We start from the raw sequence: 22,215 nt of genomic DNA, 5'->3' as shown, positions 1-22,215 counted from the left end.
CCGTGAAGCCCGTCGACCCCCGACTCCTCGGGTACGCCCGCACCACCCGTGCCTTCCTCGCCGGATCCGTGCTCCTCGGCGGGGCGGGCGCGGCCCTGGTGGTCGCCCAGGCGAGCCTGATCGCCGAGATCGTGGTCCGCGCCTTCCAGCGCGGCGCCACCCTCGGCGAACTGACCACCCCGCTGGTGCTGCTGGCGCTCACCGCCGTCGGGCGCGGGCTGGTCGGCTGGCTCACCGAACTCACCGCGCACCGGTCCGTCGCCCGGGTGAAGTCCACCCTGCGGCGCCGGCTGCTCGACCACGCCACCGCGCTCGGCCCGTCCTACCTGGCGGGCCGGCGCACCGGCGAACTCACCACCCTCGCCACCCGGGGCATCGACGCCCTCGACGACTACTTCGCCCGCTACCTGCCGCAGCTCGCCCTGGCGGTGGTCGTCCCGGTGATCGTGCTGCTGCGGATCGTCGGCGCCGACGTCACCTCGGCCGCGGTCATCGCCGGGACGCTGCCGCTGATCCCGCTGTTCATGGCGCTGATCGGGATGGCCACCCAGTCCCGGATGGACCGGCAGTGGAACACCCTGGCCCGGCTCTCCCACCACTTCCTCGACGTGGTCGCCGGCCTGCCCACCCTCAAGGTCTTCAACCGGGCCCGCAGCCAGGCCGCCACCATCGCCCGGATCACCGCCGACTACCGCCGGGCCACCCTGCGCACCCTGCGGATCGCGTTCATCTCCTCCTTCGCGCTGGAGCTGCTCTCCACCCTGTCGGTCGCGCTGGTCGCGGTCACCATCGGCTTCCGGCTGGTGGACGGCTCCCTCGACCTGGAGACCGGGCTGCTGATCCTGATCCTCGCCCCCGAGGTGTACTTCCCGATCCGCCAGGTCGGCGCGCTCTACCACTCCAGCGTCGAGGGGCTCACCGCCGCCGACGAGATCTTCCGGGTGCTGGAGACCCCGCTGCCCGCCGCCGGGACCGTCCGGGCGCCCGACCTCACCGGCGCCGTGATCACCGCCGAGGGCCTGACCGTACGGCACCCGGGGCGCGCCCTGCCCGCGCTGGACGGCGCCGCGCTGACCCTGAACCCGGGCTCCCGCACCGCCCTGACCGGCCCCAGCGGGGCCGGCAAGTCCACTCTGCTGGCCGTCCTGCTCGGCCTCACCACCCCCGAGTCCGGCACCGTCCGGATCACCGCCGCCGACGGGTGCACCCACGACCTCGCCGAGCTGGAGCCCGGCAGCTGGCGGCGCCAGATCGCCTGGGTGCCCCAGCACCCGCACCTGTTCGCCGGGACGGTCGCCGACAACCTGCGGCTCTACCGGCCCGAGGCCCCGGACGAGCAGCTGTGGACGGCGCTGCGGGCCGCGCACGCGCTCGACTTCGTCACCGACCTGGACGCCGAACTGGGGGAGGACGGCGCCGGACTCTCCGCCGGGCAGCGCCAGCGCCTCGCGCTCGCCCGGGTGCTGCTCGCCGACGACCGGCCGCTGGTGCTGCTGGACGAACCCACCGCCAACCTGGACGGCGCCTCCGAGGCGGCCGTCGTGGAAGCCGTCCGCACCCTCGCCGAGGACCCGGCGCGCACCGTGCTGGTGGTCGCCCACCGGCCGGCCCTGCTGGCCGTCGCGGACCAGCGGGTCCGCCTGGCCCCGCCCCGAGCCGAAGGGCGCGCCGGTGCCGAAAGCGACGAGCGACAAGCGACCGACGAAGGAGGGAGTGCCGGAGCGAGGAGCGTCGGCGCCGGGTCCGAGCGCCCGGAGGCGAGCGGGCGAGTCACTGAGCCGGTCACCCCGCTGGCCCACAGCGGACGGCCGACCCCCGCCCCCGCCGCGCCCGAGGAGCCCGAGACCGAGCCCGCCGCCCCCCGGCTGGCCCTGTCCGTCCTGCTCGGCGCGCTCGCCCTCGGCAGCGCCGTCGCCCTGATGGCCACCTCCGGCTACCTCATCTCCCGGGCCTCCCAGATGCCCCCGGTGCTCTACCTGATGATGGCCGTCACCTCTGTCCGGGCCTTCGGCATCGGCCGCAGCGTCTTCCGCTACGCCGAGCGGCTGGTCTCCCACGACGCCGTGCTGCGCACCCTCGGCACCCTGCGGGCCGCCGTCCACCGCCGGCTGACCGCGCTCGCCCCGGCCGGACTGCCCGCCTTCCGGCGCGGCGACCTGCTCTCCCGGCTGGTCGCCGACGTCGACGCGATCCAGGACCACCACCTGCGCTGGCGGCTGCCCGCCGCCGTCGCGGCCGTGGTCGCGCTGGCCTCGGCGGTCGCGATGGGCGCCTTCCTGCCCGCCGCCGGACTCGTACTCGGCCTCGGGCTGCTGCTCGCCGGGGTGCTGGTGCCCGCGCTCGCCGCCGGCTGGTCGGCCGGCGCCGAGCGCCGCCAGGCTCCCGCCCGCGGGCACCTGGCCACCTCCGTGGTGGACGCCTTCACCGGCACCGCCGAGCTCACCGTGGCCGGCGCGCTGCCCCGCCGACTGGCCGCCGTCCGCACCGCCGACGCCGCGCTGACCGGGCTCGCCGCCCGCTCGGCCGCCACCACCGCGCTCGGCACCGGGCTGATCGCGCTGCTCACCGGGCTGACGGTGGTGGGCGCGGCGGCCGTCGGCATCCAGGGGGTGCACGGCGGCTCGCTCGCGCCGGTCTGCCTGGCCGTCGTGGTGCTGACCCCGCTGGCCGCCTTCGAGGCCGTCACCGGGATGCCGCTCGCCGTCCAGGCCCGCCAGCGCAGCCGCGCCGCCCGGGCCCGGCTGGACGAGGTGCTGGCCGCCGAGCCCACGGTGAACGAGCCCGCCGAGCCCCTTGCGCTGCCCGAGCAGCCGCTGCCCGTCGCGGTGCGCGGGCTGACCGTACGGCACCCCGGGCAGACCGTGGACGCGCTGGCCGGGGTCGACCTCGACCTCGCGCCCGGCCGCCGGATCGCCGTGGTCGGCCCCTCCGGCTCCGGCAAGACCACGCTCGCCCAGGCGCTGCTGCGCTTCCTGGAGCCGGCCGCCGGAACGGTCACCTTCGCCGCCGGTCGTCCACAGGCTGTGGACAGCCGCGCGCTCGCGGGCGAGGACGTCCGCCGGGTGATCGGCCTCTGCGCCCAGGACGCCCACGTCTTCGACAGCTCGCTGCGCGAGAACCTGCGGCTGGCCCGACCGGACGCCGACGAGGACGACCTGCGCGCCGCGCTCGCCGCCGCCCGGCTGCTGGACTGGACCGACACCCTGCCCGAGGGCCTGGACACCATGGTCGGCGAGCACGGCGCCCGCCTCTCCGGCGGCCAGCGCCAGCGCCTCGCGCTCGCCCGGGCGCTGCTCGCCGACTTCCCCGTCCTGGTCCTGGACGAGCCCGCCGAGCACCTGGACCTGCCCACCGCCGACGCGCTGACCGCCGACCTGCTGGTCGCCACCGCGGGCCGCACCACCGTGCTGATCACCCACCGGCTGGCCGGGCTGGACGACGGCACCGTGGACGAGGTGCTGGTGCTGGACGGCGGGCGGGTCGCCGAGCGCGGCCGCTGGTCGGAGCTGGCGGCCGATCCGGACGGCCGGTTGCACGCGATGTGGCGGCGGGAGCGGGAGGCGGACGGCCTGCTGGAACCGGTGGGCGCGTGATCATTGCGCCGACCTTCGGCTGAAAACCGTACAAACTAGGCTTTCTCCATGGACCCCACGCCAGACCTTCCCGAGGCCGTCCCCGAGCCGACACCCCATCGGGTGCCCGAGATCGCCTCGCTCGGGCTGGACACCCTGGTCACCGAGGTCGCGGAACGCCTGCAGTCCGCCGCCGCGGTCACCGACCGGATGCAGCGGCTGCTGGAGGCGGTGGTCTCCATCGGGGCCGGGCTCGACCTGCACGCCACCCTGCACCGGATCGCCACCGGCGCCGCCGAACTCGTCGACGCCCGGTACGCGGCCCTCGGCGTGATCGCCCCCGGCGGGCACGGCCTGGCCGACTTCATCCACGTCGGCATCGACGACGAGACCGCCGCCGAGATCGGCGAACTGCCCGCCGGCCGCGGCATCCTCGGCGCGCTCATCGACCGCCCCGAACCGCTGCGGCTGACCGACCTCGGCGCCGACCCGCGCTCCTCCGGCTTCCCGTCGCACCACCCGCAGATGAGGACCTTCCTGGGCGTGCCGATCCGGGTCCGCGACGAGGTCTTCGGCAACCTCTACCTCACCGAGAAGAAGGGCGGCGGCGCCTTCACCCCCGAGGACGAACAGGTGGTGCACGCGCTCGCCGCGGCCGCCGGCGTGGCCATCGAGAACTCCCGGCTGTACGAGGAGGGGCGCCGCCGCGAGCGCTGGATCGCCGGCGCCGCCGCCGTCACCACCGCCCTGCTCTCCACCGAGCAGGCCGAGGGCGCGCTGACCGTCGCGGCCGAGCAGGTACGGGAGTTGGCGGACGCGGCGCTCGGGATGATCCTGCTGCCCACCGCCCCGGTCGGCGAGGGGGACTGCCAGATGCGGGTCGCCCACGCCTCCGGCGAGGCCGCCGAGTTCGTCCGCGGCGAGCTGCTGCCCAAGGACAGCTTCGCCGCCCGGCTGCTGGAGGGGGACAGCGTCTACCTGGACGACATGTCCGGCGACCCCACCGTGGTGATGCGGCTCGCCCGCAGCTTCGGCCCGTCCATGGCCGTGCCGATGGTCGCCCGCGGGCGGGTGCTCGGCGGGCTCTGCGTCTGGCGCCCGCGCGGCGCGCTGCCGTTCACCGACTCCGAGAAGCAGCTCGCCGAGACCTTCGCCTCGCAGGCCGCCCTCGCCCTGCGGCTCGCCGAGGGCCAGCGCGACCAGCAGCGCCTGGCCGTCTTCCAGGACCGCGACCGGATCGCCCGCGACCTCCACGACCTGGTGATCCAACGGCTGTTCGCCACCGGGATGATGCTGGAGAGCGCGGCCCGCCGGGCCGTCGTCCCCGAGGTGAAGGCCGGCATCGGCAACGCGGTGGACGAACTGGACGCCACCATCCAGGAGGTCCGCACCACCATCTACGCGCTCCAGCACGACAACCACGGCGACGCCCCCGACACCCTGCGCACCCGCGTCCTGCGCGAGGCCAGCCAGGCCGCGGCGGCGCTCGGCTTCAAGCCCTCGGTGAGCTTCGTCGGGCCGGTCGAGAGCCTGGTCGGTGAGAACGCCGGGCGCCAACTCCTCGCCGCACTACGGGAGATGCTCTCCAACACGGCCCGGCACGCGCGGGCCTCCCGGGTCGGCGTGGAGATCGACGCCACCGTCCACCTGGGCGACGAGGGCCGGCCCGTCGGTGGTGACCCGGAGTCGCTGGACCGGGGCGGGCGGCCCGGCGTGCTGCTCAGCGTCACCGACGACGGGGTCGGCATCCCGCAGGGCGGGCGGCGCAGCGGGCTGCTCAACCTGACCCGGCGGGCGGAGGCGCTCGGCGGGGCCGCCTGGCACGAGCGCGGTCCGTACCGGAAGGGGACCGTGGTGCGCTGGACGGCGCGGCTATAAGAGCTCTTACACCGATAGGCGAAAGCTGAACGAGGGAGAACTTCCCGACCAACGGCGCAAGTTGTGAACGTTCTGGGCTTTCGGCCGTTCGGTGTGCACACATAGCTTGGCTCCCGTCTCGGAGGGGACGGTGCTGATCAGAACCACTGGACGGAGGGGGCAGTGGACGCTTCCGGCCGCGGTCACACCGCAGCAGGGGCAAGTCGAGGGGGGTTCCGGACCGAGCGCGCACCGGACGGGCGCTACCGCTGGCAGCTGAAGGCTCCCAACGGCCGGGTGGTGGCGATCACCTCCGCGCTGTTCGAGACGCCAGGTGAGGCCGAGCGGGGCTTCGACGGTCTGCGCCTCGGCGCCGCCGAACTGACCGCGCGGATCACCCATGTCCGTGACGGGATCGGATGGATCTGGGTCATCCCCGGATCGCGCACCCTGCCGGAAGTGCGGTCCAGCCGCGCGTACGAGCGGTACGCGACGTGCCAGAACGCCTTCCGCCGCTTCGTGGTGCTGCTGGCCAAGCAGCCGCCGCGTGACGTACCCGCCCGCGACGTACCCGCCCGCGACGTACCCGCCCGTGAACTGCCCGGGAAAGCAGTGTCGTTGAGACACACCGATGGCCGCTGAGCGGCGCGGACCGCGGCTGCTGATCGTGCCCGCGGCCGACCGCTGTCTGGCCTGGACGCTGCGCGCCGCCAACGGTCGGCCGCTCGGCGTCGGCGTGCGGACGTACCGTAGCGAGGAGGAACTCGCGCTCGACCCGACCTCCACCCGGCGGGTCGAGGAGACCATCGCCGAACTGCGCGGACGGCTCACCATCGTGATCGTCACCCACAACATGCAGCAGGCCCAGCGCGTCTCGCAGACCTGCGCGTTCTTCCTGGCCACCCACGACACCCCGGGCCGGATCGTCGAGGCCGGGCCGACCGAGCGGATCTTCGGCAGCCCGCGCGACCAGCGGACCTCCGACTACGTCAACGGCCGCTTCGGCTAGAGCAGTCGGAGCAGCTGCTCCAGCACCGCCGCGACGCCGTCCTCCTCGTTGCTCACCGTGTGCTGCGCCACCGCTGCCAGCACCCGGGGGTGCGCGTTGGCGACGGCGTACGCGGTGCCCGCCCAGGCCAGCATCTCCAGGTCGTTCGGCATGTCACCGAAGGCCACCACCTCGCTGCGGTCGATCCCGTGCTCGGCGCACCAACGGGCCAGCGTGCTGGCCTTGGTGACGCCGGGCGCGCTGATCTCCAGCAGCGGGATCGGCGAGGAGCGGGTGATCTCGGCCAGGTGCCCGGCCGCCGTCCGGGCCTCGGCGAGGAAGGTGTCCGGGTCGAGGTCGGGATGCTTGGCCAGCAGTTTGAACAGGCCCCGCACCGGGCCGCCGTCCGCCAGCAGCTGCTCGGCCGGGCCGATCGCGCGGACCTCGGCGTCGCCCCACATCAGCACCTCGTACTCGGGCTCGCGGGCCCAGCCGTCCGCGTACTCGAAGGCGAACGCGGTGCCGGGCAGCTTGGCCCGCAGCGCCTCCACCACGGCCAGCGAGGTCGCCGTCGGCATCGGGAAGTACTCGATCAGCTCGCCGCCGCGCCGCACGTCCACGATCGCGCCGCCGTTGGAGCAGATCGCCACCCCGTGGCCGCCGATGTGCGGGCTCAGCTGCTGCATCCAGCGCGGCGGCCGCCCGGTCACGAACACCACCTGCACCCCGGCCGCCTCGGCCGCCGCCAGGGCCGCGGCGGTGCGATCGCTGACGGTACCGCCGGAGCACAGCAGGGTGCCGTCCAGGTCGGTGGCGATGAGGCGGGGGGCGGTACGGGCTTCGGTCACCGGTCCATCTTCGCCCATCGCCGCCGCCCGGTCACCGGCGCGGTCAGCGCCGACGCGATGACCGTAGGGACGGGTTCCGGCCCTTCGCACGCCGTTTCCGGCCGATCCGTCTTCGCCCGGGGTGTCGGTACCGGCCCGGCGGGCAGGACTCCTCCCGGTCACCCCGTCGGCAGGAAGAGCCATGCCCACTCGCCAGCTCCGTGACGAGCCGCCCCCGACCCTCCCCTCCCCGGACGCCCAGGCCTCGCACACCCAGGCCGTGCAGACCGCTTCCCGAGAGCCCGTCCTGCTCGGCGAGGTCCTCTTCCACACCCTCGCCGAGCTCGCCCGCCGCACCCCGGCCCCGGCCCCGGTCCTCCCGGCCCAGCGCACCCGTCCGCACCCGTGACGGCGGGCCCGGCCGGGCTCAGCCCAGCTGGGCCAGGCCCTCGGTGGCGATCCTCTCGAACACCGCGAGGTCGTTCTCGAAGATCGAGTCCGGCACCGGCCAGTGGATCACCAGCTCGGTGATCCCCAACTCCCGGTACTTCCCGGCCCAGTCCACGAAGGCGTCCACCGACCGCAGCGGCTTCTCCGCCGTCGAGCCCTGCAGCAGCACCTTCTCCAGCGTCGCCACGTCCCGCCCGGTCGCCTCGCAGGCCGCCGTCAGCTTCCCGATCTGCTGGGCGATCACCGCGGGAGCCTGCTCCACCGGCACGTCCGCCGGGCCGCGCGGGTCCCCGTACGTCACCCAGCCCTGCCCGTACTCGGCCGCGAGCCTCAGCCCGCGCGGGCCGGTCGCGGCCACGTAGAACGGCACCCGCGGGGTCTGCACGCAGCCGGGGATGTTCCGCGCCTCGACCGCCGAGTAGTACGTCCCCTCGCGCGTCGTCGCGTCACTGCGCAGCAGCTCGTCCAGCAGGGGCAGGAACTCGCCGAAGCGGTCGGCGCGCTCCTTCGGGGACCACGCCTCCTGGCCCATCGCCGTCGCGTCGAAGCCGACCCCGCCGGCCCCGATCCCCAGCGTGACCCGCCCGCCGGACACGTCGTCCAGCGTGATCAGCTCCTTCGCCAGCGTCACCGGATGCCGGAAGTTCGGCGACGTTACGAGCGTTCCGAGCCGCAGGCGCTCGGTGGCGGTGGCTGCCGCCGTCAGGGTCGGCACGGAGCCGAACCACGGCTCGTCCCGGAACGACCGCCAGGAGAGGTGGTCGTACGTGTACGCGGCGTGGAAACCGAGTTCCTCGGCCCGCTGCCAGATCTTCTGTCCCTCGGCCCAACGGTGGATGGGGAGGATAACGGTACTCAAGCGCATGCAACGACGATACGCGCGCGAATCAGCGGGGCTTCGGACCGCCCGCAAGTCGGCACGAGCAGGTCAGCTAGCGTGGTGCCATGGGGACGTTGAGCAGGCGAGAACTGGCCGCGTTGGTCGATCAGGCGACGGTCGACACCTACGACGAGCACGAGCAGGTGTCGGCTCTGTTCGCCGCCGTAGAGGAGAACCTGGCGGTGCCGTTCAACACCTCGGTGCTGGGTGTCGAGGTGACCGTGCGCGGCATCGACCTCTCACCGGACGGAAGGATCGTCGCCCTGTGCACCCGCGGTGAGTTCCGGCAGGCGATCGGGCTGCTGGACCTTCCGCTGCCGGACCCGGCGCCGGACGGAGCGGAGTGGGTCGAGGCGTACCGCTACTACTGGGCGCAGTGAGCGTCGGAACCTTAACGATCGAGAGGGCCCGCATGGGTGTCGTTGTACGGAGCGCGGACGAGGCGTCGTTGCGGGGCCTGATCGAGCGCTGTGCCGAACTGAAGGGCGAACTGGTCGAGTTCGGCCAGGGTGCGCGGTTCGACCGGTGGTTGACCCCCCTCCTGCTGGAGGCCGCGGGCCCTGAGCGGCAGTTGGAGGAAAGCGCCGCGATCCGGATCATCGACAACTTCATCCTGCGGTACCGCCTGCCGGACGGTTCGACCGTGGTGGACCGGTTCGTCGCCGGACGACGGGACTTGACCGAGGCCGATCGGGAGATGCTGCTCGGCTGGCGTGACCCGGTCGAGGGCATCTTCGAGATCCGGCGCAAGGACGGGGACGCCGTCGTCCTGCTGAACCTGATCGACGACCTGGAGTACCGCACGTACTCGAACGTCGGGCTGGCGGCCTTCCGTGGAGTGTCCAAGGGGGGATTCCTGCACACCAGCCTGGTGCCCGTCCACTCGGCCGACGGGGCATGGCTGATCTCCGGAATGATGTCGTCCTACCCGAAGTCCAGCGCCACCGAGATCGCCCGGGCCGCGCTCGAACTGGCCACCAGCCACCCCTCGTTGGTCTTCCACAATCCGGAGAAGATCGAGCAGGGATGGCACGCGATGCGGAAGGACCGGGTCGCGTTCATCGAGTTCTGCGGCAGCGACGAACTGGTCCTTCCCCCTGCCGAAGTCGAGGACCGGCTCAACGCCTACTACCGGCACCGGCAGGAGGCCGCCGTTGTCGAGCACCCCGACCGAATCCGGGGCCGGCGGCTCCCCGGTCTGGCCTTCCCGGCCTTCGAACTACCGCGAGGACTCGCGGAATCGGACACGGTCGGCGTCATCTACGACGAGGTCGACGGGCTCAACTTCTACCCGGACTACGGGATGCTGCGGGACCTCTTCACCGACCCGGCCATCGCGGGCCGCAAGCAGCACCAGGACCTGCTGCGGGTGTACCTGCGCGAGGAGTCGATCGCCCCGCTGCCGATCCGCCGCCTGGCCGCCGCCCACCCGGCGACCGTCGACACCGTCTTCCGGAAGCTGCTGCGGAAGCCCGGATTCACCTGGGCCGAGCACGGCGAGGAGCTGCTGCGCAAGCGCAAGTCCTGGTACTACGCGCAGCAGCCCCGCCCCGGCGTCTCCGTAATCGGCGATCGCCTCAGCGAACTCGCTCGTGGCGCCCAGCGGCAGAAGTTCACCAGGGCACGGCGTGTTTCGCGTTGACCTCGCCACCCGTAACCGTGAACGCTGGCTTTCGGTGATCAGTAGCGACCCATGTGCGGCATGGCCTTCTCCGCGAGCTCGGTGATCGCCTGTGCTTTCGGCAGACCTCCATGACCTCCTCGGGGGTGATCGGCGGAGCTTCGGTCTCTGGTGAGTCCTCGTTCGGGTGAAATCCTGGCGGCCGTGCCGGCTGTAAGAGACCATGAAGTACGGTTCCGTACGCCGTCGTGTGCGCTATGGGAGGTGCCGCAGTGTCTTACGAGCCGAAGCTCGCAGCCGCGCTGTCCGGCGCCACCCTGCGCCAGCTGTCTCACTGGCGCAGGGCCACAGGCCCGCGTGGCGCCGTCCTGGTACCGGAAATCTCCGCCTCCCGGCCGATCCTCTACTCATTCCGGGATGTCGTCGCGCTTCGCATCTGCGTGAGACTGCGGGAGGAAGCGTCGCTCCAGAAGATCCGCCGTGCTCTGGGCACCTTGCGCGACGATCTCGACGAACGCGAGCATCTGTCCAGCTACCGGCTCGTGGCCGGCGACGGCACAATCTATCTGGCAGACCCAGACCACGCCGTCGATCTTGTGCGCAGGCGAGGCAACGTCGTCATCCACGAGATGGTCGATGTCCTCCGGCCGTTCTATCGAAACGGCCGACAGATCCCGAACCTGCTGCGTCCCAGGAATCATCTGTCCGTCGATCCCCTGGTTCGGGGTGGTGAGCCGGTGATCGAAGGAACGCGGATTCCCGCTTCGGAGGTCGCGGCTCTTCTGAGGGACGGCGTCCGACCGGAGTCAATCAGGGACTTCTACCCCGGCGTCACCCCCGAAGCAGCTCTTGATGCGGCCGACTTCACCGACTACGTCGACAGCTACTCGGACGAGGTCCCCCGGCAGGCCACCTCTTGAGGATCCTGCTCGACGAGAACGTCCCCTTGCCGTTGGCTCATATGGCTCGATTGCTACTGAAGCAACACGAGCTTCAGCACGTGGCAGAGATCGTCGGTTGGGCAGGTACCAAGGACATCGACCTCTATGCACGGGCCGCCTCGGCCGGCTTCCAGGTCGTGATCACCAACGACGCCAAGCAGATGGCTCGCCCACTGGAGGTCGCGGCGATTGCCGAATCGGGGCTGCACAGGATTGAGTACCGCCACAATCACAAGCACGGTGGTCTCGTGGGTCTGGGCGCGGCTGTCGCCACCGTCTGCGCTGGCCTGCCGCATGCGTTGACCGAACTCGAACGCGCAACGGGCCAACTTCTGATATCCCTCACCTCGATCGACCCGTCACATCAGAGTCGCCTGCGGATCGTGAATCCCTCCACGGTTCCTCCGAAGCACTGGCCCACATCCGGGAGCGCCTGAGGAGCAGGGCTGCTCTGGACAAGCTCCGCGTCGAACAGGCGTGAGTGCAGTCGTGCGAGGTCAGGCTGTGATAGGTGAAAAAGGCTTGACCGAGGCCACCAGCGTCCCCGGCCCGATCCGCTCGGTGGCGCACGCCGCCGCCGTCGACGTCGGCACGGACCCGAACCACGGCTCGTCCCGGAAGCTGCGCCACGACAGGTGGTCGTAGGTGTACGACGGTTGGGCGCGGCGCTGGCGGCCGCGGTGGACGGCGGTGGGTGGGTGTGGGTGGGAGGCGCTAATCTGTGCGCCGCACCTATAGCTGATCATGCGTTAAACGGGGGTTCTTTCGTCATGTCTGTTTCCAGGAAGCTGTTCGCCACCGCTCTGGTCGCCACCGCCGCGTTCGGCCTCGCCGCCTGCGGTCCGGACAACTCGTCGGACCAGGGCGCCGGCACCGCCACCACCACGGCCGCCCCGGCCACCGCGTCGGCCACCGGCGCCCCGGCCACCGGCACCGCCAAGCCCGCGCCGAGCGGCAAGCCGTCCGGCGGCGCCGACGGCGGCCCGCAGGGCTTCTGCACCAGCGACCCGCTGCCCGCCGGGCAGAAGTGGATCAACGTGGAGAAGGGCACCAGCGCGACGGCCCTGGTCTACAAGGAGACCAAGGACGCCTGCGGCGTCGACGACGTCGCCCACGAGGCGGTGGGCCCCGACAAGACCGCGCAGTTCGCCCCCACCGTCAAGGGCCACCTCCGGTCGGTCGTCGCCGCGCCGAAGGACGTCAACGCGGCCGACCTGGCGAAGCACATCAACGAGTGCATCGCCACGCCGGGGAACCAGAAGGGCTTCTACCCCTGTTCGAGCGGCGTCTACACGGTCGCGCTCGACGCCTCCGGCAAGGTCACCGAGATGTGGGAGCGTCCGAGCTCCTGATCCGGCGCCGGACGTGACGTCGGGCCGGCCGGCCCCTAAGGGGGAGCGGGCCCGACGTCATACCGGGGCAGTAGAGGACCTCGTCATTCCAGCTCATGGCCCTTGCGGCGCAAGGCCGTTACGTTGAGGGCGTGTCCACTGCTGTCATCAAGACCGAGGGCCTCACCAAGAGGTTCCCCCGGGTCACCGCCCTCGACCAGCTGACCGTCGAGGTGCGGCCCGGGGTTGTCGGGCTGGTCGGGGCCAACGGGGCGGGCAAGTCCACCCTGATCAAGATCCTGCTCGGGCTCGCCCCGGCGACCTCAGGCCGCGGCGAGGTGCTCGGCCTGGACATCGCCACCCGGGGCTCGGAGATCCGCGAGCGGGTCGGCTACATGCCCGAGCACGACTGCCTGCCGCCGGACGTCTCGGCGACCGAGTTCGTGGTGCACATGGCCCGGATGGCGGGGCTGCCCGCCACCGCCGCCCGTGAGCGCACCGCGGACACCCTGCGGCACGTCGGCCTGTACGAGGAGCGGTACCGCCCGATGGGCGGCTACTCGACCGGCATGAAGCAGCGGGTCAAGCTCGCCCAGGCGCTGGTGCACGACCCGAAACTGGTGCTGCTGGACGAGCCGACCAACGGCCTGGACCCGGCCGGCCGGGACGAGATGCTGGGGCTGATCCGCCGGGTCCACTCCGACTTCGGGATCTCGGTGCTGGTCACCACCCACCTGCTCGGCGAACTGGAGCGGACCTGCGACCACCTGGTGGTCATCGACGGCGGCAAGCTGCTGCGCTCCTCCTCCACCGCCTCCTTCACCGAGGCGACGGCCGTCCTCGCGGTCGAGGTCACCGACCACCCGGAGGACGCCATCGCCGAGCCGGGCGCCGAGGTACGGGAGCGGCTCGCCGCCGCCGGGCTGGACGTCCAGCCGGAGGGCTCGCACCTGCTGCTGATCCGGCTGGCCGGCGAGGACACCTACGACACCATCCGCGACACGGTCGCCGAACTCGGCCTCGGTCTGGTCCGGTTGGAACAGCGCCGACACCGGGTCGCCGAACTCTTCGCCGACAACGACAACGACAACGACAACGACGACGACACCGACACCGACGACGAGCACGACGCGTACTACGGCGACACCGACGAGGACCACGAGAACGCCAGGGGAGGTACGGACGATGCCGCAGCCTCTTGACACCAGGCCCGCCGACACCGGTGTCATCCACGACATCGGCTACCGCGGCTACACCGGCCCCCGCCTCGGCCGCGCCTACGCCACCCGCTCGCTCTTCACCCAGAGCCTGCGCGCCGCCTACGGCCTCGGCCGCTCCGGCAAGTCCAAGGTGCTGCCGATGCTGCTGCTGGGCGTGGTCACCGTCCCGGCGATGATCTTCGTCGCGGCCGCGGTCGCCATGCACCGGGACGAGCTCCCGGTCGAGTACGCCGGCTACCTCTCCGACCTCGGCCTGGTCGTCTCGATCTTCCTCGCCTCCCAGGCGCCGGTGCTGCTCTCCCGGGACCTCCGCTACCACACCGTCCCGCTCTACTTCTCCCGACCGATCACCCGCGCCGACTACGTCCGGGCCAAGTTCGCCGCCATGGCCTGCGCCCAACTCCTGCTGATGGCAGCCCCGTTGGTGGTGCTGTACGCCGGTGCGCTGCTCACCGGGATGGACTTCGGGCACAACACCGGCCAGTTCCTGTCCGGCCTGGCGGCGGCCGTGCTGTACGCCCTGGTGCCGACCTCGGTCGCGCTGGTGATCGCCGCGAGCACCCCGCGCCGGGGCTTCGGGGTGGCCGCCATCATGGGCTACCTGGCGGTGAGTTCGACGGTCGCGACGGTCGTGGTGGGCATGAGCAGCCCCAGCCCGGGAGGCTCGGACGCGGCCCAGTGGACGGCGCTGATCTCGCCCAGCGGCCTGGTGGAGGCGCTGGTCAACGAGGTGTTCGACCTCGGTTCCGGCATCGACCGCCGGCACGCCCCGGGCGGGCTCGGCACCCTGGTGTTCGCCCTGGTCGCGGTGGCGATGGTGGCGGGTTCGTACCGGCTCCTGCTGCGCCGCTACAGCCGCATCTGATGAACCGCAGTGTCTAGCGAGAGGTCTGAGAGGGCGGCATGGCCACCATCACCATCGACAAGGTCTCCCGCTGGTTCGGGAACGTGGTCGCGGTCAACGACATCACGATGTCGATCGGCCCCGGCATCACCGGCCTGCTCGGCCCCAACGGCGCGGGCAAGTCCACCCTCATCCACATGATGAGCGGCTTCCTCGCCCCCTCCAGCGGTGCGGTCACCCTGGACGGCGCGCCGATCTGGCGCAACCAGCAGGTGTACCGGCAGATCGGCCTGGTCCCGGAGCGGGAGTCGATGTACGACTACCTGACCGGCTGGGAGTTCGTCCTCGCCAACGCCGAACTGCACGGCCTGCCCCAGCCCGGCGCCGCCGCCCGGCGCGCCCTGGACCTGGTCGAGATGGCGTACGCCAAGGACCGCCGCACCGGGACGTACTCCAAGGGCATGAAGCAGCGGGTCAAGATGGCCTCGGCGCTCGTCCACGACCCGGCCGTGCTGCTGCTGGACGAGCCCTTCAACGGCATGGACCCGCGCCAGCGGCTGCAGCTGATGGAGCTGCTGCGCGGCTTCGGCGCGGACGGCCGGACGGTGTTGTTCTCCTCCCACATCCTGGAGGAGGTCGAGCAGCTGGCCCGGCACATCGAGGTGGTGGTCGCCGGACGGCACGCCGCCTCGGGCGACTTCCGGCGGATCCGGCGGCTGATGACCGACCGCCCGCACCGCTACCTGGTCCGCTCCAGCGACGACCGCCGGCTCGCCGCCGCGCTGATCGCCGACGGCTCGACCACCGGCATCGAGGTGGACGAGCGGGAGCGGGCGCTGCGGATCGAGGCGGTGAACTTCCAGGGCTTCACCACCCTGCTGCCCCGGGTCGCCCGGGAGGCCGGCATCCGGCTGTACACCGTGTCCCCGGCGGACGAGTCGCTGGAGAGCGTCTTCTCGTACCTGGTCTCCGCGTGACACCCGGCCTGACCCTCACCGAAATCCGGACCCAGGAAGGGGCCGACCGACCATGAACCCGACCGTCGCCAGGCTGACCCTGCGCGGCCTGCTGGGCCGCCGCCGCGGCGCCCTGCTGCTGATGGCGCCCGCCCTGCTGCTGATCGTCTCGGCGATCGCGGGCGGGTCGAACGGCGACGCGCACAGTTTGACCGTCAAGATCCTCGGTCAGCTGGACCTCGGCACCCTCGTCCCGATCCTCGGGCTGGTGATCGGCACCGGGGTGATCGCCACCGAGATCGACGACGGTTCGATCGTCTACCTGCTGGCCAAGCCGCTGCCGCGCTGGAAGATCATCACCACCAAGCTGACCGTCGCGATCGGCACCACCTGGGTGTTCGCCGCCGTCCCGACGCTGCTCGCCGGGCTGCTGCTGTACGGCACCCGGGACGGTGTGGCGCTCGGCTACACCGTGGCCGTGCTGGTCGCCGGGGCCGCGTACAGCGCGCTGTTCCTGCTGCTCGGGGTGGTCACCCGGCACGCGGTGGTGGCCGGGCTGGCGTACGCGCTGATCTGGGAGTCGCTGATCGGCAACTTCGTCGAGGGCGCCCGGACGCTGAGCGTCCAGCAGTGGGGCCGGGCGGTCGCCGAGGCGGTGGCCGGGGACACCGCGATCGGCGCCGACGTCTCGCTCGGGGCGGCCGTCCCGCTGCTGCTGGTGGTCACCGTCGGGGCGAGCGTGCTGGCCTCGGTGAAGCTCGCCGGGCTGACCCTCGCGGCGGAGGAGTAGCCGACGAGGAGCAGCCGCCGACGAGTAGCCGCTGAGGCGTGGCCGCCGACGAGCGGCAACCGTCAGAGGGTCTTGTTGCGCCCCGCGCCGAAGCCCGCCGCGCCGACCACCACGACCAGCACCAGCATCAGCATCAGGGTGGCCTCCCAGCCGCCGGTCAGCTGGTGCAGCGCACCGGCGCCGACCGGGCCGGCCGCGGCGACCAGGTAGCCGATCGCCTGGGACATCCCGCCCAGCTGGGCGGCGCCGGCCGCGGTGCCGGTGCGCAGCACGATGAACGCCAGGCCGAGGCCCAGCGAACCGCCCTGGGCCACGCCGAGGATGGCCGCCGACACCCAGGCGCCGGAGACCGGAGCGACCAGCAGCAGGGCGATGCCGAGCCCGTTCAGGGCGGCCATGGTGACCGCCAGCGCGCGCTGGCTGGTCATCCGGCCCGCCATCAGCGGCACCAGGAAGGCGCCGGCCACCTGTACCAGGTTGGAGAAGGCGAAGACCAGGCCGGCCTGGCCGCGGTCCATGCCGTGGTCGGCCAGGATGGTCGGCATCCAGGCGACCAGGGTGTAGACCAGCAGCGACGAGATGCCCATGAACAGGCTGATCTGCCAGGCCAGCGGGGACTTCCAGAGGCCCTCGATCGGCTTGCCGGGCTGGGCGGCCGCGGCCACCGCCGCGGCCTTCTCCTGCCGGGAGCGCAGCACCTGCGGCAGCCAGGCCACCGCCGCGACCAGCGCGAGCAGCGACCAGGTGCCGAGCGAGGCCCGCCAGCCGCCGCCGAGCGCGTGCTCCAGCGGGACGGACGTACCGGCGGCGAGGGTCGCGCCGACCAGCATGGTGGTCGAGTAGACGCCAGTCATGGTCGCCGCGCGGTCCGGGAACTCCCGCTTGACCAGGCCCGGCATCGACACGTTCAGCACCGCGATGGCCACGCCGATCACCACGCAGCCCGCGTACAGCGCGAACGCCGAGGGCAGCACCCGCAGCAGCACGCCCGCGCCCAGCACCAGCACCGCGCCCAGGACGACGCGCTCGGCGCCGAACCGGCGGGTCAGCCGGGGGGTGAGCGGCGCGCCGACACCCTGGAACAGCACCGGAACGGTGGTGATCAGCCCGCTTGCGGTGGCGGACAGGCCGAAGGTCCGCTGGATCTCGGCGACCATCGGGGAGACCGCGGCCAGGCAGGCGCGCATGTTCAGCGCGACCAGCACGATGCCGGTCAGCAGCAGGGCGGGGTGGGCCAGCCGGGTGCGAACGGGGAGCGGGGCAGGGGTGGTGACAACCGGCTGCTGGGCACGGGTGACGGCCATGGGTGTGCTGTTCTTTCGTGAATCAGGGATGGCGCGGGCACGGCGAGGACGGCCGCCGGCCGCGGGACGGACGGAAGCGGGGGCTCGCGCCGTCCTACTTCCGGGCCGCGATGGCCGCGAGCAGCTGCTCGACGGCGGCGGTGGGCTCGGCGAGCAGCGCGCGACACGCCGTCTCGGCGCGGTCCGGGTCGCCGCTCTCGATCGCGTCGACCAGCGCCTCGTGGGTGGCCACGACCGCCTCGGGCATCTCGTGGTCGCCGAAGGCGGAGGTCATCGCCTCGCGCACGGAGGCGCCGAAGTAGCGGTAAACCTCGGCCAGTGCCGGGTTGTGCGCGGCCTCGACGACGGCGGTGTGGAACTCCAGGTCGTGTTCGACGGTGGCCTCGCGGCTGGCCCGCTCGGGGTGGGCCGCGAAGACCTCGGCCTCACGGGCCAGCGCGGCCCGCATCCGCCGGATGTCCTCGGGGGTGTGCCGCAGGGCGGCCAGTCGGGCGCCCTCGGTCTCCAGCGCGGCGCGGACCTCCAGGACGTCCCGGATGCCCGAGCGCTGGACGCCGCGCAGCACCGCCGCCGGGTCGCTGGTGGACCGTACGAAGGTGCCCTCGCCCTGCCGGGAGACCAGCATTCCGGCGTGCACCAGCACCCGGATCGCCTCCCGCACGGTGTTCCGCCCGACCTGCAGCCGCTCGGCGAGCTCGTGCTCGGTGGGGATCTGCGATCCCACCGGCCAGGCCCCGCCGGCGAGTTGCTCGCGCAGCTGGTCGATGGCGGTGTCCACCAGGGATCGCCGCCCGGCCGCCTGCAGGCCGTTGCCGTCGCCGCTCATGCCGGGCCTCCCTTCGCACACCACTCACCGGTCATCGGTCATCCTACAACCGCTTGCCCGGTCATCCTACAACTGCTCGGCCGTGGGTGGTCAGTCGTCGGTGGACGGCGTTCCGTAGGCGACGAAGGTGATCCGCAGATCGGGGGCGCCGTTGGCGTTCGGCGGCCCGGCCGCGTCGATCTCGAATCTGCGGCAGGGCCCCTACACCGCTGGGAAGAGGCGCTCCAGGACGACGGCCACGCCGTCCTCGTCGTTGCCCGTGGTCACCTCGTCGGCGACGGCGAGCAGCTCCTCGTGGGCGTTGGCCATGGCCACGCCGTGCGCCGCCCAGCCGAACATCGGCACGTCGTTGGGCATGTCGCCGAAGGCGATGGTGTCGGCGGCGCGCACGCCCAGGCGGCGGGCGGCGACGGCCAGGCCGGTGGCCTTGGACAGGCCCAGCGGCAGCAGCTCGACCACGCCGGCCCCGGCCATCACCACGCCGACCAGGTCGCCGGCGGCGCGCCGGGCGGCCTCGGCGAGGAGGTCATCGGTCAGGCCGGGGTGCTGGATGTAGAGCTTGGCGACCGGGGAGCCGAGCAGTTCGCCGCGCTCGACCCGGACGACCGGGAGGTCGGAGCCGATCAGCAGCTCGTAGCCGGGGCCGGTCAGCACCTGGCCGTCCAGGCCGTCCTGGTTGGAGGCGACGGCCAGCGGGCCGGTCTCGGCCTCGATCTTCTCGATCGCGAGCGCGGCGAGCCGGCGGTCCAGGGTGAGCGAGGTGAGCAGCTTGTGCGCGCCGGCGTCGTAGACCTGGGCGCCCTGGCCGCAGACCGCTATCCCGGTGTAGCCGATCTCGTCGAAGACCGGGCGGGCCCAGACGGCCGAGCGGCCGGTCACCACGATGTGCAGCGCGCCCGCGCCGGTGGCCGCGGCCAGGGCGGCGCGGGTGCGCTCGGAGACGGTCTCCGCGCTGGTCAGCAGCGTGCCGTCGAGGTCGGTGGCGACCAGCCGGTAGGGCAGGTCACCACCGATCCGGTGTGCGGTCGAGGTCACTTGACCGGCTCGAGGACGGTCCGCCCGCCGAGGTAGGGCCGCAGCGCCTCGGGCAGGACGACCGTGCCGTCGGCCTGCTGGTGGTTCTCCAGGATCGCCACGATGGTGCGCGGCACGGCGACCAGGGTGCCGTTCAGGGTGGCGAGCGGGCGGGTCTTGCCCTCCTCGCGCATCCGGATCGACAGGCGGCGGGCCTGGTACTCGGTGGTGTTGGAGGTCGAGGTGACCTCGCGGTACTTGCCCTGGGTGGGGATCCAGGCCTCGATGTCGAACTTGCGCGCGGCCGAGGAGCCGAGGTCGCCGGAGGCGACGTCGATCACCCGGTACGGCAGCTCCAGCGCGTTGAGGAAGTCCTTCTCCCACTGGAGCAGGCGGCGGTGCTCGTTCTCCGCGTCCTCGGGTGTGGTGAAGACGAACATCTCCACCTTCTCGAACTGGTGGACGCGGATGATGCCGCGGGTGTCCTTGCCGTAGGTGCCGGCCTCGCGGCGGAAGCAGGACGAGTAGCCGGCGTAGCGCAGCGGCAGCTTGTCGGCCTCGATGATCTCGTCCATGTGGTACGCCGCGAGCGGGACCTCGCTGGTGCCGACGAGGTACTTGTCCTCCTCGGGGAGGTGGTACACGTTCTCGGCGGCCTGGCCGAGGAAGCCGGTGCCGTCCATGGCGGCCGGGCGGACCAGGGCCGGGGTGATCATCGGGATGAAGCCGGCGGCGGTGGCCTGGGCGATCGCCATGTTGACCAGGGCGAGCTCCAGCAGCGCGCCGGGACCGGTCAGGTAGTAGGAGCGGGCACCGGCGACCTTGGCGCCGCGCTCGGTGTCGATCGCGCCCAGCAGCTGGCCGAGCTCGACGTGGTCACGGGGCTCGAAGCCCTCGGCGGCGAAGTCGCGCGGGGTGCCGATCTCCTCCAGGGTGACGAAGTCCTCCTCGCCGCCGACCGGGGCGGCCGGGTCGATGAGGTTCGCCAGGGAGCGGAGCAGGCGGTCCGCCTCCTCCTTGGCCGCGCTCTGTTCGGCGTCCGCGGCCTTGACCTCGGCGGCCAGTTCCTTGGTGCGCTGCAGCAGGGCGGTCTTCTCCTCGCCCTTGGCCTGGGCGACCTGCTTGCCGAGCATCCGCTGCTCGTTGCGCAGTTCGTCGAAGCGGCTGCCCGAGGACCGGCGTCGCTCGTCGGCGGAGAGGAGGGCGTCGACCACGTCGACGTCCTCGCCACGGACGCGCTGCGAGGCGCGCACTCGGTCAGGGTCCTCACGGAGCAGGCGAAGGTCAATCACAGGGCCAAGCGTACCGGGCGGGCGTTCCTCCACCGGTACCGGTTTTCCCCTGGGGATAACTCACCGGATCCTGTGGATAACTCCTGTGGGGAATCCACCGGGTCCGGGTCGGGGGCGCGTTATCCACAGGCCTGGGGCCAGGGCTGTGGATGGCGGGGGAGGATCGGCGTCCGCTCGACGAAACCAGGGAATTGAGGTTTCAAACCTCAATCAACCTTCTCGGGTGAGGGAATTGATGCACTCGCACGGGTGATTTGCAGGCAAGCGGGTGACTCTGGTCCGATTAGTCATCTCTGCGACGCAAACCGATGATCCGACCTGTTCTGCGCAATGGCTATACCGGTTTGTCGACTCATCCCCAGGCCTGTGGATAACTTTCGGCTGTGGACAGCGGAGAGGCCTGTGGACAGCGGCCCCCGGAGCCGGACGTTCCTGTGGATGACGGTACGGTCACCCGCCGCGCTTGATCAGGCCGGTCGATAACGGTCGGAAAAGGCCGGAAAGACGGGAGAAGGCGCTCAGATGTCCCCGCGCCCGTCGAGCGCCCGGGAGAGCCAGTCCGCCGCCGCCGTGAAATCCTCGTCCGAGGTCCCCGGCCGCCGGTGCTTGGACCCCTGCCGGTCGGCGCGCGGATAGGAGCCGAGGAACCGCACCTGCGGGCAGATCCGCTTGAGCCCCATCATCGCCTCGGCCACCCGCCGCTCGGACAGGTGCCCCTCGCAGTCGATCAGGAAGCAGTAACTGCCCAGCCCCTCCCCGGTCGGCCGGGACTCGATCCGCATCAGGTTCACCCCGCGCACCGCGAACTCCTGCAGCAGCTCCAGCAGCGCACCCGGGTGGTCGTCCGGCAGCCAGACCACCATCGAGGTCTTGTCCGCCCCGGTCGGTGAGGAGACCCGCCCCGGGCGGCCGACCAGCACGAACCGGGTGGTCGCGCTGTGCGCGTCCGCGATCTCCTTGACCAGCGGGTCCAGCCCGTAGATCGGCGCCGCGAACTCACCCGCGAACGCCCCGTCGTACCGGCCCTCGGCGACCAGCCGGGCGCCGTCCGCGTTCGAGGCGGCCGACTCCCAGGTGGCGTCCGGCAGGTTGGCCGCCAGCCACTTGCGCACCTGCGGCTGGGCCACCGGGTGGCTGGTCACCGTCTTCACCCCGGACAGCTCGGTGCCCGGCCGCACCAGCAGCGCGAAGGTGATCGGCAGCAGCACCTCGCGGTAGATCATCAGCGGCGTGCCAGCGGCCAGTTCGTCGTTGGTCGCGGTCACCGCGCCCTCGACCGAGTTCTCGATCGGCACGAACGCCCCGGCGGCCTCCCCGCCGCGCACCGCGTCCAGCGCCAGCGCCACCGAGGACAGCGGCACCAGCTCCCGGGTCGCCGCCTCGGGCAGCGTGTGCAGCGCCGCCTCGGTGAAGGTGCCGGCCGGGCCGAGATAGGTGTAGCGGGTGGCCGACATGACGCCTCCGTTGCGGATGGTGTGGTGCATGGACGGGGTGGTGCCGAA

Annotated in this window: 20 protein-coding genes and 2 pseudogenes; 14 read left to right on the top strand and 8 right to left on the bottom strand. The window is 72.2% G+C overall.

Features of this window, described 5'->3' with window-relative positions:
- Positions 1–2 precede the first annotated feature (2 nt).
- The 4 genes and pseudogenes from cydD to ACIG5E_RS03070 form a co-directional block, all read left to right on the top strand.
- The gene (gene cydD, locus ACIG5E_RS03085; RefSeq protein ID WP_396531122.1) at positions 3–3,593 is read left to right on the top strand and encodes a thiol reductant ABC exporter subunit CydD; all 3,591 of its coding nucleotides are present in this window, start codon (positions 3–5) and stop codon (positions 3,591–3,593) included.
- Positions 3,594–3,641: 48 nt separating this feature from the next.
- Positions 3,642–5,450, top strand: a complete 1,809-nt coding sequence (locus ACIG5E_RS03080) for a GAF domain-containing protein (protein WP_396531121.1) — start codon at positions 3,642–3,644, stop codon at positions 5,448–5,450.
- 162 nt (positions 5,451–5,612) lie between these two features.
- On the top strand, positions 5,613–6,071 hold the full coding sequence (locus ACIG5E_RS03075) for a hypothetical protein (protein WP_396531120.1): 459 nt from the start codon (positions 5,613–5,615) through the stop codon (positions 6,069–6,071).
- 124 nt (positions 6,072–6,195) lie between these two features.
- A pseudogene (locus ACIG5E_RS03070) lies at positions 6,196–6,438 on the top strand (phosphate ABC transporter ATP-binding protein); the annotation flags it as partial.
- Here ACIG5E_RS03070 and ACIG5E_RS03065 read toward each other — a convergent pair.
- Positions 6,435–7,283 carry an HAD family hydrolase gene (locus tag ACIG5E_RS03065; protein ID WP_396531119.1) on the bottom strand — a complete coding sequence of 283 codons (849 nt, stop codon included), beginning with the start codon at positions 7,281–7,283 and terminating at the stop codon, positions 6,435–6,437. The pseudogene ACIG5E_RS03070 and the gene ACIG5E_RS03065 sit on opposite strands and share 4 nt — an antisense overlap.
- A 163-nt stretch (positions 7,284–7,446) precedes the next feature.
- Between ACIG5E_RS03065 and ACIG5E_RS03060 the strand changes: the two genes are divergently transcribed.
- Positions 7,447–7,653 (top strand): hypothetical protein, encoded by a 207-nt coding sequence (locus ACIG5E_RS03060; RefSeq protein WP_396531118.1) that lies wholly within the window; start codon positions 7,447–7,449, stop codon positions 7,651–7,653.
- 18 nt (positions 7,654–7,671) lie between these two features.
- Here ACIG5E_RS03060 and ACIG5E_RS03055 read toward each other — a convergent pair whose 3' ends face one another.
- Complete coding sequence (locus ACIG5E_RS03055; protein ID WP_396531117.1) at positions 7,672–8,559, bottom strand: LLM class flavin-dependent oxidoreductase; 888 nt, start codon at positions 8,557–8,559, stop codon at positions 7,672–7,674.
- A gap of 80 nt (positions 8,560–8,639) precedes the next feature.
- On the opposite strand from ACIG5E_RS03055, the gene ACIG5E_RS03050 reads away from it, so the two are divergent.
- The 4 genes from ACIG5E_RS03050 to ACIG5E_RS03035 all read left to right on the top strand — a co-directional run bounded on the left by ACIG5E_RS03050 (position 8,640) and on the right by ACIG5E_RS03035 (position 11,573).
- Complete coding sequence (locus tag ACIG5E_RS03050; RefSeq protein ID WP_396531115.1) at positions 8,640–8,954, top strand: hypothetical protein; 315 nt, start codon at positions 8,640–8,642, stop codon at positions 8,952–8,954.
- A gap of 32 nt (positions 8,955–8,986) precedes the next feature.
- Positions 8,987–10,216: a hypothetical protein gene (locus ACIG5E_RS03045; RefSeq protein ID WP_396531114.1), complete on the top strand. Its 1,230-nt coding sequence runs from the start codon at positions 8,987–8,989 to the stop codon at positions 10,214–10,216.
- A 251-nt stretch (positions 10,217–10,467) separates the two neighbouring features.
- Positions 10,468–11,115, top strand: a complete 648-nt coding sequence (locus ACIG5E_RS03040; protein ID WP_396531113.1) for a DUF433 domain-containing protein — start codon at positions 10,468–10,470, stop codon at positions 11,113–11,115.
- A complete protein-coding gene (locus ACIG5E_RS03035) occupies positions 11,112–11,573 on the top strand; it encodes a DUF5615 family PIN-like protein (RefSeq protein ID WP_396531112.1) in 462 nt (153 codons plus the stop codon). Before ACIG5E_RS03040 ends, ACIG5E_RS03035 begins: the two co-directional genes overlap by 4 nt.
- 66 nt (positions 11,574–11,639) lie before the next feature.
- Here ACIG5E_RS03035 and ACIG5E_RS03030 read toward each other — a convergent pair.
- Positions 11,640–11,855: pseudogene (locus ACIG5E_RS03030) on the bottom strand (LLM class flavin-dependent oxidoreductase); the annotation flags it as partial.
- Between the two features lie 51 nt (positions 11,856–11,906).
- Here ACIG5E_RS03030 and ACIG5E_RS03025 point away from each other — a divergent pair.
- The 5 genes from ACIG5E_RS03025 (at position 11,907) to ACIG5E_RS03005 (ending at position 16,277) form a co-directional block, all read left to right on the top strand.
- Positions 11,907–12,488: a hypothetical protein gene (locus ACIG5E_RS03025; RefSeq protein WP_396531111.1), complete on the top strand. Its 582-nt coding sequence runs from the start codon at positions 11,907–11,909 to the stop codon at positions 12,486–12,488.
- Positions 12,489–12,583: 95 nt separating this feature from the next.
- Positions 12,584–13,669, top strand: a complete 1,086-nt coding sequence (locus tag ACIG5E_RS03020) for an ABC transporter ATP-binding protein (protein ID WP_396531110.1) — start codon at positions 12,584–12,586, stop codon at positions 13,667–13,669.
- The gene (locus tag ACIG5E_RS03015) at positions 13,653–14,552 is read left to right on the top strand and encodes an ABC transporter permease (protein WP_396531109.1); all 900 of its coding nucleotides are present in this window, start codon (positions 13,653–13,655) and stop codon (positions 14,550–14,552) included. Before ACIG5E_RS03020 ends, ACIG5E_RS03015 begins: the two co-directional genes overlap by 17 nt.
- A gap of 38 nt (positions 14,553–14,590) precedes the next feature.
- On the top strand, positions 14,591–15,508 hold the full coding sequence (locus tag ACIG5E_RS03010) for an ABC transporter ATP-binding protein (RefSeq protein WP_396531108.1): 918 nt from the start codon (positions 14,591–14,593) through the stop codon (positions 15,506–15,508).
- Between the two features lie 52 nt (positions 15,509–15,560).
- The gene (locus ACIG5E_RS03005; RefSeq protein WP_396531107.1) at positions 15,561–16,277 is read left to right on the top strand and encodes an ABC transporter permease; all 717 of its coding nucleotides are present in this window, start codon (positions 15,561–15,563) and stop codon (positions 16,275–16,277) included.
- Positions 16,278–16,339: 62 nt separating this feature from the next.
- Here ACIG5E_RS03005 and ACIG5E_RS03000 read toward each other — a convergent pair whose 3' ends face one another.
- The 5 genes from ACIG5E_RS03000 to pheA form a co-directional block, all read right to left on the bottom strand.
- Positions 16,340–17,581: a CynX/NimT family MFS transporter gene (locus ACIG5E_RS03000; RefSeq protein ID WP_396531106.1), complete on the bottom strand. Its 1,242-nt coding sequence runs from the start codon at positions 17,579–17,581 to the stop codon at positions 16,340–16,342.
- A 94-nt stretch (positions 17,582–17,675) separates the two neighbouring features.
- A complete protein-coding gene (locus tag ACIG5E_RS02995) occupies positions 17,676–18,407 on the bottom strand; it encodes a FadR/GntR family transcriptional regulator (protein WP_396531105.1) in 732 nt (243 codons plus the stop codon).
- 201 nt (positions 18,408–18,608) lie between these two features.
- Positions 18,609–19,442 carry an HAD family hydrolase gene (locus ACIG5E_RS02990; RefSeq protein WP_396531104.1) on the bottom strand — a complete coding sequence of 278 codons (834 nt, stop codon included), beginning with the start codon at positions 19,440–19,442 and terminating at the stop codon, positions 18,609–18,611.
- Positions 19,439–20,713, bottom strand: coding sequence for a serine--tRNA ligase (serS, locus tag ACIG5E_RS02985; RefSeq protein ID WP_396531103.1), 1,275 nt, complete (start codon positions 20,711–20,713; stop codon positions 19,439–19,441). Before serS ends, ACIG5E_RS02990 begins: the two co-directional genes overlap by 4 nt.
- A 518-nt stretch (positions 20,714–21,231) precedes the next feature.
- Positions 21,232–22,167, bottom strand: coding sequence for a prephenate dehydratase (gene pheA, locus ACIG5E_RS02980; protein WP_396531443.1), 936 nt, complete (start codon positions 22,165–22,167; stop codon positions 21,232–21,234).
- Positions 22,168–22,215: the final 48 nt, after the last annotated feature.

The sequence above is a fragment of the Kitasatospora sp. NPDC053057 genome, assembly GCF_044546945.1.
In the GTDB taxonomy this organism is placed as follows: Bacteria; Actinomycetota; Actinomycetes; order Streptomycetales; family Streptomycetaceae; genus Kitasatospora.
Note: the sequence above shows the minus strand (reverse complement) of the source record. Positions and strands in the feature narration are given on the sequence as shown.